The 11744-nt window shown below is 44.7% G+C and carries 10 protein-coding genes; 9 read left to right on the plus strand and 1 reads right to left on the minus strand.

Features of this window, described 5'->3' with window-relative positions; translation table 11 throughout:
- Window positions 1-126: 126 nt before the first annotated feature.
- The 9 genes from CXF70_RS00350 (at window position 127) to CXF70_RS00390 (ending at window position 11017) form a co-directional block, all read left to right on the plus strand.
- On the plus strand, window positions 127-1185 hold the full coding sequence (locus tag CXF70_RS00350; RefSeq protein WP_101801011.1) for a GGDEF domain-containing protein: 1059 nt from the start codon (window positions 127-129) through the stop codon (window positions 1183-1185).
- A 219-nt stretch (window positions 1186-1404) separates the two neighbouring features.
- A complete protein-coding gene (katG, locus tag CXF70_RS00355; protein WP_101801012.1) occupies window positions 1405-3669 on the plus strand; it encodes a catalase/peroxidase HPI in 2265 nt (754 codons plus the stop codon).
- Window positions 3670-3912: 243 nt separating this feature from the next.
- Entirely contained in the window at window positions 3913-5145 is a 1233-nt protein-coding gene (locus CXF70_RS00360) for an MFS transporter (protein WP_233208498.1), read from the plus strand.
- Window positions 5099-5719, plus strand: coding sequence for a TetR/AcrR family transcriptional regulator (locus CXF70_RS00365; protein ID WP_101801312.1), 621 nt, complete (start codon window positions 5099-5101; stop codon window positions 5717-5719). Before CXF70_RS00360 ends, CXF70_RS00365 begins: the two co-directional genes overlap by 47 nt.
- Window positions 5720-5861: 142 nt before the next feature.
- A complete protein-coding gene (locus CXF70_RS00370; RefSeq protein ID WP_233208499.1) occupies window positions 5862-6647 on the plus strand; it encodes a nitroreductase family protein in 786 nt (261 codons plus the stop codon).
- A 162-nt stretch (window positions 6648-6809) separates the two neighbouring features.
- The gene (locus tag CXF70_RS00375; protein WP_101801014.1) at window positions 6810-8060 is read left to right on the plus strand and encodes a GGDEF domain-containing protein; all 1251 of its coding nucleotides are present in this window, start codon (window positions 6810-6812) and stop codon (window positions 8058-8060) included.
- 275 nt (window positions 8061-8335) lie between these two features.
- The gene (locus tag CXF70_RS00380) at window positions 8336-9880 is read left to right on the plus strand and encodes a malate:quinone oxidoreductase (RefSeq protein WP_101801015.1); all 1545 of its coding nucleotides are present in this window, start codon (window positions 8336-8338) and stop codon (window positions 9878-9880) included.
- Between the two features lie 468 nt (window positions 9881-10348).
- Entirely contained in the window at window positions 10349-10579 is a 231-nt protein-coding gene (locus CXF70_RS00385; protein WP_101801016.1) for a hypothetical protein, read from the plus strand.
- Between the two features lie 99 nt (window positions 10580-10678).
- Entirely contained in the window at window positions 10679-11017 is a 339-nt protein-coding gene (locus CXF70_RS00390) for a hypothetical protein (protein WP_101801017.1), read from the plus strand.
- Between the two features lie 71 nt (window positions 11018-11088).
- On the opposite strand, the gene CXF70_RS00395 is transcribed toward CXF70_RS00390, so the two are convergent.
- Window positions 11089-11646, minus strand: a complete 558-nt coding sequence (locus CXF70_RS00395) for an ECF transporter S component (protein WP_101801018.1) — start codon at window positions 11644-11646, stop codon at window positions 11089-11091.
- Window positions 11647-11744: the final 98 nt, after the last annotated feature.

An 11744-nucleotide genomic window follows, 5' to 3' on the forward strand; every position in this document is an offset into this window, starting at 1 on the left:
TTTTATTATGAAGGGAAATTGCCCATGGATAAGCCTGAAGCGTGATAATTTTTTTGAAATTAGCGCAAATAATAATTTTTACCTTATAATTAAGAAAAGTAAGAATTTGTATGGGATGTGAAAAGGATGAAGATTTTATCGAAGAATACGCATCATTCGGATCATGCGCTGGAGATTATCTTTTCCTCGCTGCGCTGGTTTTTTCTGGTTATGGCAATAGCTGTTTTTTATATTCAATACATTGGACAGCCAGACCGGACAACAATGATTCCATTCTCATCTTTAGTTGCGTTTGGCATCTTATACATGGCTGTCTCCGATTATTATTTACATAAATCACCTGAAGGATCTAAAAGATACACGATCATGACAAAATGCGGGCCGCTTTTTGACTTTATTTCTTTTTCTGCCCTTATACCTTTAACTGGGGGAGTGGACAGTCCGCTTTTTCCTTTGGCCTATTTAATTATTTTGCATATCACGGTTTATTGGAGGTTCACAGGCGGAATAATCGCTGCATTCCTGTTCATTTTTGTCTATTCGATTATTTTCTTCACACAGGTCCCGGACGTGTTTACGTTAAATAGTTTTACCGAATATATCAGTCAGACGGTCTTTTTATTAATGATCGGCGGCTTGGGCGGCATTATCGTTTCGAGAGAAAGAAAGCATCATTCAGATAAAAATATATTGGCAGAAGCGGCAAACCGGGATTACCTCACCGACTTACTAAATCATCGGTCATTTCAGGAATGCCTGCGGAAAGATTTGGAGAGCGGCAAAGATTTTCATCTTGCTCTCACCGATATCGATAAGTTCAAAGCGGTAAATGATAAGTATGGACATGTGATGGGGGATGCCGTTTTGCGTGAGGTTGGCGCGATCATTACTTCCATCATTCCAGTCAAACAGGGAAGGGTATTCAGGTATGGAGGGGAAGAGTTTGCCATTATCCTCTATACGAATAAGCAGGATGAAGTGGATAAGCTGCTGGTCGAAACCAAGAAATCCGTTGCGGACCACATATTCAACAGCAACGGAGAAACTTTTTCTGTGACCATGAGTTTCGGAAGTTGTAAGCAAAATGGAGAAAAACCGGATCAATTGGTGAAGAAAGCGGATAAATTGCTTTATGCGGCAAAGGACAGCGGCAGAAACAGGATCGTCTATTCAACTGCAGGATAAATACAGAAAAAAGCGGATGAGCAAACCTCATCCGCTTTTTTACATTAATTAGGTTGTATATGAAAAAAATCGTCTTTCGCAGTCATTCTGCTGTTCAGTCTGTCTCTAGTTTAGTATAATTCTAATGTAAGAATTATTATCTGCCGGCAGTAATGCATAAAAATCGCAGATTTAAAGAGAGATGCAGTTTTTTCATTATCAATTAGGAGGGTTTAGAGAATGGGAAACAATGAACAAGGAACTAACGAGCAAAAAAACCACACTGCAGCTTCGGATGCACAATGTCCGTTTACGGGTGCAGGCGGCGGACAGCCAAGCAGCCAAACAGGCGGACACGCTGACAGTGCAATAACAACATCCAACAAACCAGGCAAAACGCAAAACAAAGACTGGTGGCCGAATATGCTGAATGTGAATATTCTGCATCAGCACGATACAAAAACAAATCCTCTAGGGGATGAGTTTGATTATAAAGCGGAATTCGAGAAATTGGATTATGATGCGTTGAAACAGGATCTTCGTGACTTGATGACTGACAGCCAGGACTGGTGGCCGGCTGATTACGGACATTACGGCGGTCTGTTCATCCGTATGTCTTGGCATGCTGCAGGTACATATCGTACAGCAGATGGCCGCGGAGGCGGTTCTACCGGAAACCAGCGTTTTGCACCGCTTAACAGCTGGCCGGATAACGTAAACTTGGACAAAGCGCGCCGTTTGCTTTGGCCAATCAAGCAGAAATACGGAAACAAAATTTCATGGGCTGACTTGTTGGTGTTGACGGGTAACGTCGCACTTGAGTCGATGGGCTTCAAAACTTTCGGATTCGGCGCAGGCCGTGAAGATATCTGGTCACCGGAAGAAGACGTATATTGGGGCAATGAAAAAGAATGGCTGGAAGACAACCGTTATTCCGGCGACCGCGAGTTGGAAAATCCGCTTGCAGCTGTTCAGATGGGCTTGATCTATGTGAATCCGGAAGGCCCTAACGGCAAACCGGATCCGCTTGCAAGTGCTGTCGATATCCGTGAAACTTTCGGACGTATGGGTATGAACGATGAAGAGACTGTTGCGTTGATCGCAGGCGGCCATACATTCGGTAAAGCCCACGGTGCTGGAGATCCTTCCAATGTCAGTGACGACCCGGAAGCAGCCGTAATGGAAAACCAGGGAATCGGCTGGAAGAGCACTTACGGTTCAGGAAAAGGCCGCGATACGATTTCAAGCGGTATCGAAGGTGCTTGGACTGCCAACCCGACGCAATGGGACAACGGCTTTTTCGAGCAATTATTCGGCTACGAATGGGAATTGACGAAATCTCCTGCCGGCGCATACCAATGGACGGCTAAAGATTTACCGGAAGATCACATGGCACCTGATGCTGAAGATTCTTCCGTCAAAGTGAAGACAATGATGACAACAGCGGACATGGCGCTTCGCATGGATCCGACTTATGAAAAGATTTCACGCCGTTACTATGAAAATATGGAAGAGTTCCAGGATGCGTTCGCTCGTGCATGGTTCAAACTTCTTCACCGCGACATGGGACCAATTGAGCGTTATTGGGGACCGGAAGTACCGACAGAAGTATTGATCTGGCAAGATCCAGTTCCAGCAGCACCAGGCGTTCTGACTGCAGCTGAATTGGAAGAGCTGAAAGGGAAGATCATGGAAAGCGGATTAAACCCGCAGCAATTGATCAAAACTGCTTGGGCATCTGCCAGCACATACCGCGATTCAGACAAACGCGGCGGTGCAAACGGAGCTCATATCCGCTTCGCTCCACAACGCAGCTGGGCAGCGAACGAGCCGGAAGAATTGGAAAAAGTGCTTTCTTTCTATGAAAAATTACAAGCAAGCATGGACAATAAAATCAGCATCGCTGACTTGATCGTCCTTGGAGGAAATGCTGCAATCGAACAGGCTGTAAAAGCGGCAGGTTTCGATATTGACGTACCATTTGCCCAAGGCCGCGGAGATGCGCTTGAAGAACATACGGATGCTGAAAGCTTCGACGTGCTGGAGCCGGTTTCGGATGGTTTCAGAAACTACCAGAAGAAAGAATATTCGACAAGCCCTGAAGAGATGCTGCTTGATAAAGCGCAATTACTCGGCTTGACTGCACCGGAAATGACTGTGCTTGTCGGCGGTATGCGCGCCCTTGGCGCAAACTATGCAGGCGCTTCAGAAGGCGTCTTCACTGACAAAGTCGGTGTGTTGACAAATGATTTCTTCGTCAACTTATTGGATATGAACATCGATTGGACGCCGTCCGAGTTCAACAAATACGAAGGCAAAAACCGCAAGACAGGTGAAACAGGCCTGACTGCGACACGTTTTGACCTCGTATTCGGCTCTAACTCGATTCTTCGTGCCATTGCTGAAGTATACGCACAAGATGACAACAAGGAAAGATTCGTTCGCGACTTCATCAAAGCTTGGAACAAAGTGATGAACGCTGACCGTTTTGATCTGAAAAAATAAATCGAACCTCTTGATTTTGCCGCAAGCATACTGAGTGCTTGCGGTTTTTTTATGGATATTTTTCTTCCTGCTTGTGCAAACGCCCATGTTATCGTTTCAGATTTAGCCAATCTACAGCTATCTATAAAAAGAAGCTTGTAAAACGACACGGTTGTCGATATAATTAAATTATTAATAACGACACTAGTGTCGTTTTGAAAGAAGGGTTGCTAATTGAAAAATTTACTTTGAAATAAAAGCTATATGGCGTTGATGGCCGCACAGGCAATTTCAAGCATCGGTGACTGGCTGAGCATAGTCGCGATTTTTACGGTAGTGGGATTTAAATGGAATGCCTCACCAATGGAAATCGGGCTGCTTATTCTCTGCCTGGCAGTGCCGATGGCTTTACTCGGGCCAGTCGCAGGAATTGTCGCGGATCGCTTTAATCGAAAAACGATTATGATCGTTTCCGATATTGCCAGGGCTGCCTTGATTTTGCTGCTGGCAGCCGCAAGTTCAATTCTGATGGTGTATGCGATCCTGTTTACAATCGGCGTTTTTTCAGCAGTATTCATTCCAGCGAAAAATGGGAAGCTGAAAGAAATCGTCGGTGAAGGGGACATGAAGGCAGCCATGGCTATCACTTCGATGATTGATTCATCAACCAAAATCCTTGGACCGCTCCTCAGCGGACTGCTCGTGGTGGCAATGGGGACACAACAGGTATTTCTGGTCGACTCCGCCACGTTCATTGTGTCGGCCGGGTTGCTGTTATTATTGCCTAATACAATAAAACAAGAGTCCACAGAAGAAGAAAAGGCACAGGCTTCTTTCAAAAAAGAACTGGCCGAAGGATTTGCTCTCTTAAAATCAAGCCGCTTTATGGTGGTCGGTTTAACGCTGGTGGGGATGAGCCTTCTGGTTCTGCAATTGGCGGACTCCCAGCTCATTGTTTTGATCCGGGAATTGACAGAGGCATCGCCTGATTTATTTGGATATCTGATTACAGGTTCTGGTTTTGGCATGTTTCTGGCGGGTTTATTGCTTGCCAAAAAAACGGGCTACCGCCCGTATCCGGTTATGCTGGCAGGTGTTTTTGGAATTGGATTGAGTTTTGGTATGATGGGGATATTAACTGACGCCGATTTGAGTTATTCGGCAATATGGCTGCCGATTCTCGGCTTTACCGCCGGATTTTCTGCCAGCCTGATTTTTGTGCCATTTCATGCAACTGTCCAAATCGATACGCCTGTCCATATGACAGGCAGGATTTTTGGAGTCATCAACAGTGTCATGACTACGGCCACGATCATTGGGCCGTTGGTGGGCGGTTTGTTAGCGACGGTGATTGGCATTATTCCGACATTCATAATAACGTCGGGATTGCTGGTGCTCCTGGCGCTGGCAGGATATATTGCAAGAAGGAAAGCGGAACGGGGGAAATTACATGGCTCCACGAGTGAGCGAAGACCATCTGAAGCAGCGGCGGGCTGAAATTCTGCAGGCTGCAACCACTGTTTTTATCGAACAGGGTTATGAAAACACGTCGATGAAGCACGTGATGGAAGCAGCCGGTGTCAGCCGGGGCGGGCTCTATCAATATTTCTCCAATAAGGAAGATTTGTTCAAGGCGATTCTTGATGAAGCATTAACTGATGAAGCCAATGGCACGAAGAACATGCTGAAAGATACGGATTCCTATTGGGAGCTGTTGATGCAGCTGTTATTTGGAGAAGGCGGAAATCCCGAAACCGAAATGGATCCGCTGGCACCCAGCAAATTGGAATATTTCATCACTGGACGAAATGATGAACAAAGACGGGAATACGGCAGAAAAAGATATGAAACAGGCCATCGCCTATATGCGGATGTCATCAAAGCAGGCCAGGAAGCCGGTGAATTCAGCGATCGCTTTGACCACGATTTGATTGCCCGCTCAATTATCACATTCATTGACGGACTTGCGCTTGGCGACGCAATTCTGCCCTCACAGGCTGTCCAATTAGGCAAACAGTCGGCACTGTTTATGGAATTTTTACGAATGGCTCTGCAGGTCCAGAAGGACTGATTTCAAGATTCACCTCTAAAAAGATTCGTAGGAAGTGAACTTTAATTCTTTTTACAAACCTTACCCAGGCGGTAAGGTTTTTTATTCGCCAAAACCAATTTCAGAACATTCCTATTAATGCTATTATTTATCATAGGGAGTGGTGAATTTGGAATTGAAGGATGTTATACATAACCATAAATCGATACGCGAATACGAGGACTGTGAAATCAGCCAGGAATTGCTGGATGAGATACTGGAAGCGGGAATACGGGCTTCTTCGAGCGGCAATATGCAGACCTATTCGATTGTGGTGACGAAAGATAAAGCGTTGCGTGAGAAATTGTACGAAGCGCATATGGAGCAGTCGATGGTAGTGGATGCACCGGTATTGGTGACGTTTTGCGCGGATTTTAATAGGATGCGGAAATGGCTGGTACTCAATGACGCGCCGGTCCATTTCGATAATTTCATGAGCCTCATGATCGGCGCCATCGATGCCACTTTGGCGTCGCAGAATTGCGCGCTGGCGGCGGAAAACCGGGGGCTCGGAATCTGCTATATGGGATCGACGCTGGCGAACTGTGACCAGATCGGCGAATTATTGAATCTGCCGGAAAACGTCGTGCCGATTGTCGGCTTTTCGCTTGGCTATCCAGCTGAAAATCCGGCGCCGCGTGACCGCTTGCCGCTGGAGGGAATCGTCCATTATGAGCAATACCAGGATTATTCAGATGCCGACATTTTGAAGATCTACGAGGAACGGAATGAAAACGGATGGAACCGGTATATGGCCATTCCGCGCCTGAAAGAAATGGTGGAAGAACTGGGTGTGAAAAACCTGGCCCAGGTGTATACGATGGCGAAGTACACGAAAGAATCGCATACGGCCTTTTCGCAGAAAGTGCTGAGCTATTTGGAGAAGCAGAACTTCATGAATAATGACTGAGTTTCCTGAAAGCTTAGCTAAGCCCGCAACTTGAAATTTTCAGGTTGCGGGCTTTAATATATTCTTCTTCTGCCGATAAAACAGTAAAGGAATAAAATCAAGAGCAGCAAAATAATTTCAGGTCTACAAAAAGCGATTCCAAATGCAGAAAGAAGTTGCGCGATGAACAAACAGAATTTACATATATTCTTTCTTTTTTTTATCAGCATATACATTGCTGTCTTTTCACAGAAGCTGGATGTGTCCACATCCCATTTTTTATTGGCGGTTGGCATATTCGTATTCTTTTCGGTTGTTTATTCCCAGCAAAGAATCAAAATACAATATAGCGGAACAGAACTGGATTATGCAATCAACTACGGAATGGCGATCGCCTTGTTTGCTGGGCCGTTGGGAGTCGTCATTTACGAAGTTTCATACCAGGTACTGGTCCATTCCATTAAAAAATGGAGATATCCGGATTACAGGAAACCCTTCCTGTATATTTTTTATAATATCTCCATCTACAGCTTCGCGAATATCACTTGTTATTATTTATATGGATTATTTGAGCCTTATTTTTCAAATATCCCTTTCGGCTTTTGGCTGCTATTTGCCGTCCTGGTATTTATCACGAACTTCCTGACAGATACCTTTATTCTCACTCATTTTATTTTCACCCAAAAAATCAGCAATTTGAAAGAAGCTATTCATTTCTATGATAATTGGAATGTCCTCGACTTGGGGAAGACAGGCTTGATCAACGGCTTTTTGTTTATATTTCTGGTGGAAGGCCAGTGGGAATTGCTGATTGGAATTTTTGCCTTGAATTATTTTGTGAGCCAATCCATTTTCCCTATAATACAGAATTTAAAGGACAAGGGCGACAGGGATAAATATATGGAATTGGCATATCGGGACGCTTTGACGGGCGCAAATAATCGCGCGTTCATGGATTTGAAAATGGAGGAACTCAGCAATAAAGGGGAAACCTTCGGGATTGTTGTTGCTGATATCGATCGCTTCAAAACAGTGAATGATACTTACAACCATGCGGTGGGTGATGAAGTGCTGAGACACTTTACGGCATTTCTGAAGAGCCATTTGCGGGAGGACGATTTATTGTTCCGAAGCGGCGGAGAAGAATTCACATTATTTTTACGGCAAAGCACTTTCGAAGAAATTTGTGAACGGCTGGAACGCCTAAGAATCGATTTGAATGACAGCTATGTCGTGACAGATTTCAATGAAGAAGAAGTAAAGATCTCCTACACGGCTTCGTTTGGATTATATTATAAAAAATTCAATGACCATCCGTCGATAGAAAAAGGATATATTTACGCGGACAACCTGCTATTTAAATCAAAGCGTTCAGGACGCAACCGCATCACTGCAGAAAACAGCATGGAATCGAATGAATTCGTACACCCGTAAATTCCCGCGGGATGAAATTGGAATTGCGGGTTTTATTGGCGTAGCTTGGAAATTTCACCTCCAAACCCTATAAAATAGGTAGCTTTTCTTTATTGCCGCCCGGAAATGGTATATAATTATCATTTAGAAGTAGAACTATTTACTTTATGGCAAGTTGCGATAGATTTTACGAAAAACTGAGGCAAAGAGATGACTTCCGGAAAGACTGGCTTGAGAACGAATGAGGCAGGATCGCCGGCATTTTTTTGCAAATTTATAGGATAAGGAAGGGTATAATGAGCAGTGTACCAAAGAAAACAGACGTTATCTTAATCGGAGCCGGCGTGATGAGCGCGACATTGGGCTCAATGTTGAAAGAGCTGTCACCGGACTGGGAAATCAAAGTATTTGAGAAACTCGAGAAAGCGGGAGCGGAAAGCTCCAACGAGTGGAATAATGCGGGTACAGGACATGCGGCGTTATGCGAATTGAACTACACGCCGGAGAAAGCGGACGGCACGGTCGAAATCGACAAAGCGATCAAGATCAATGAACAGTTCCACCTTTCCAGACAGTTCTGGTCGTTCCTTGTAAATAAAAAACGCATCACGAATCCACAGGACTTCATCATGCCGATTCCACATATGAGTATGGTGCAAGGTGAAAACAATGTGCGATTCCTGAAAAACCGTTTTGAAGCGTTGACGCAGGTTCCATTGTTCAACGGCATGGAATTCACGGATTCTCCTGAAAAATTGAAAGAATGGTTCCCGTTGATCATGGAAGGCCGTACTTCTGCGGAGCCGATCGCGGCAACGAAAATCGACACTGGGACGGATGTAAACTTCGGCGCATTGACTGAAATGCTGTTCGAATATCTGGAGCAGGAAAATGTCGAAGTGAACTACGAGCATACCGTCAAAAACATCAAACGGTTGAGCGACGGCACGTGGGAAGTAAAAGTCCACGACATGAAAAATGACAAAATCGAATACCATACATCAAAATTCGTCTTTATCGGCGGCGGCGGCGGAAGCTTGCCTTTATTGCAGAAAACAGGCATCCCGGAATCCAAGCAAATCGGCGGATTCCCGGTAAGCGGCTTGTTCCTTGTCTGCAACAAACCGGAGCTTGTCAATCAGCACCACGGTAAAGTCTATGGTAAAGCGAAAGTCGGCGCACCGCCGATGTCCGTGCCGCATTTGGACACGCGCTATATCGACAATAAAAAATCATTGCTGTTCGGACCATTTGCAGGCTTCTCACCGAAGTTCCTGAAAACAGGATCGAACTTGGATTTGATCGGATCGGTTAAACCGAACAACGTCTTGACGATGCTTGCAGCTGGAGCCAAAGAAATGGGCTTGACGAAATACCTCGTCCAGCAAGTTATGCTGTCAGATGAAAAACGCGTCGAAGAATTGCGCGAATTCATCCCGAACGCAAAACTTGAAGACTGGGACGTAGTCGTAGCCGGCCAGCGCGTCCAGGTCATCAAAGACACAGACGACAAAGGCAAAGGAACACTTCAGTTCGGTACGGAAATCGTAACCGCTGAAGACGGTTCGATTGCCGCGCTTCTTGGCGCATCTCCGGGTGCTTCTACAGCAGTGCATGCAATGCTCGAGATTTTCAATAAATGCTTCCCGGAACAAAAAGAAGCATGGGAGCCGAAAATCCGTGAAATGGTGCCATCGTACGGCGTCTCATTAGTGGATAACCCTGATTTGTTCAAGGAAATCCATGAAATGACCGACAAAGCACTTGGTTTGAATAATATTGAAGTCGATACAAATGAAACAGTCGGAGCAGGAGCGAAGTCTGTTAAAGAAAAAGCGTAAATAGATGAGTGGAGGAGAAAGTCCCGGGTGGGGCTTTCTTCTTTTTTAGGTTTGTGTGCGGTGGGCGGGATTTATGTGCGGAAAATGGGATTTATGAGCGGTGAGCGGGATTTATGTGCGGTGAATAGAATTTATGTGCGCAGTACCAAGTATGTGCGAAATTTAGTAAATTTACGTAATCTGTAAAGCTTGAACCAGCTTCCATATTCTCCCACCAAAATTCAAAAGCCTAAAGCGGATGTTTTTCGCTATGCAAAAAACTCCAATGTCTTAAAAGGAGCTTTCGCGTCCGCGAAAGCTTTTCATCCTAAAGCTTTTAACCCCCAATAAAGGGTTTTACATAAAATATGTGGAAATACTATAAAATGGTAATCTAAGTAGTTGGCTATTTCATTATTTAACTAGTGAAACAACTGAACATAATAAGTATAAATATCTCAGATCAGTATTTTGTTAAAGGAGAATGTTATGAATAGAAAAATGGGCATTGCTTTGATTGTTTTTGTCTTTTACGTGATTTGGCTGTACTTAGCAATATATGAATCTTCGATAGAGCATTGGTGGTCAGTCAATGAAATAAAACAGACAACTGCAGATTCCGTTCAAATAGGTGTCTCTTTCATAAAGGTATTAGGTGGGACCATTCTATTTGTTGTTAGTGCCTTTATATTTCATTTATTAACAGGAAAAAGGAGTTAAAACTTACTATGCAAGCGAGGCTTTAGGTTGATATTCGTTATTTCGGTAACAGCAATTAACAGCCATTAAAGAGCAGATCATATAAGGGAGCGAGACTGAATGGAGTTCAAACTTGGAAACGGGACGCTTATGCTTCCTGCTTTGCATGTCATGGTTATGGCAGTAATTATTATTTACTTATTGGTCAAGTGGAGCAAGCAATTAGAGACTCGCCAGTTTACGGTTTATTTTTATTTCTTGATCAGTGCTTATATCACGCCGATCTACTCCAGCTATTCAGACCGAGACGGTGAATTTCAGCTCATGTTCCCTATCGGGTTTGTCGTCGTTTTCTTTTACTTATTCCGGAGTGAAAGGTATCATACAGCTAAAATGAAAGCCTGCTTCTTAGGTTTGGCCATTGCGTGCTATCAAATTATTCGCCATTACATAGGATAGAATGAGAAAGAATTTTTCTGCACATAAAAAGGAGAAGGCTTCCGTCAGGGAAGCTCTCTCCTTTATTGGTTTTATTTTTGGAAATCTCTTTTGAAGAACGGCACTTTCTTCAACGCGATGACCACCGGAATGGCGACGATGAGACCGACAGCGTTTTGGACAAGGTTGCCCGGGATCGAAGCGGCCGGGATGATCAGGTTGCTGAAGATGATGGCTTCACCGATGTAATAGACGGCCAGCATGACCGGCACAGAGGCGATGGCTCCAACGATGTTGAAAGTTTTGCTGTTGCCCATGCGGCTAGCGGACCAGGCGATCTGGCCGACGATATAGCCCTGCAGGCCGCGTGCGATAAATGAAATCGGCGCCCAGGCTGTCCAGCCGGATACCAGGTCGAATAATCCCATACCGAAAGCGCCGGCAAGCGCGGCTTTTTTCGGGCCGAAAAGCATGGCGATGATGAACAGCATCGCTGTTCCGAGATGGACGAGTCCGCCGTTTGCGGCGATCGGCAATCGGATGTTCAATAATAATGTAGCTACGAATACCAGCGCAATCGCCATCGACGTCAGGATCAGGTCGAACGTGCTTTTGCTGGAAACAGTTGTTGGGGCAGTTGTTTTTTGCATGCATTTACCTTCTTTCTTCGGTTCTATTAGTCATCTTACTTTCCTGATAAGAATAGCAAAGGGTTGACCCACTTAAAAGTGCCAATTCCGATAAATTC

Origin of the sequence: Planomicrobium sp. MB-3u-38, assembly GCF_002836425.1 — a bacterium.
GTDB lineage: Bacteria > Bacillota > Bacilli > Bacillales_A > Planococcaceae > Planococcus > Planococcus okeanokoites.

Excerpts from the sequence above, each read along its gene's own strand:
- CXF70_RS00395 (WP_101801018.1), bottom strand. The coding sequence starts at position 11,646 with ATGCAAAAAACAACTGCCCCAACAACTGTTTCCAGCAAAAGCACGTTC.
- CXF70_RS00360 (WP_233208498.1), top strand. The coding sequence starts at position 3,913 with ATGGCGTTGATGGCCGCACAGGCAATTTCAAGCATCGGTGACTGGCTG.
- CXF70_RS00365 (WP_101801312.1), top strand. The coding sequence starts at position 5,099 with ATGGCTCCACGAGTGAGCGAAGACCATCTGAAGCAGCGGCGGGCTGAA.
- CXF70_RS00375 (WP_101801014.1), top strand. The coding sequence starts at position 6,810 with ATGAACAAACAGAATTTACATATATTCTTTCTTTTTTTTATCAGCATA.
- katG (WP_101801012.1), top strand. The coding sequence starts at position 1,405 with ATGGGAAACAATGAACAAGGAACTAACGAGCAAAAAAACCACACTGCA.
- CXF70_RS00390 (WP_101801017.1), top strand. The coding sequence starts at position 10,679 with ATGGAGTTCAAACTTGGAAACGGGACGCTTATGCTTCCTGCTTTGCAT.
- CXF70_RS00385 (WP_101801016.1), top strand. The coding sequence starts at position 10,349 with ATGAATAGAAAAATGGGCATTGCTTTGATTGTTTTTGTCTTTTACGTG.
- CXF70_RS00350 (WP_101801011.1), top strand. The coding sequence starts at position 127 with ATGAAGATTTTATCGAAGAATACGCATCATTCGGATCATGCGCTGGAG.
- CXF70_RS00380 (WP_101801015.1), top strand. The coding sequence starts at position 8,336 with ATGAGCAGTGTACCAAAGAAAACAGACGTTATCTTAATCGGAGCCGGC.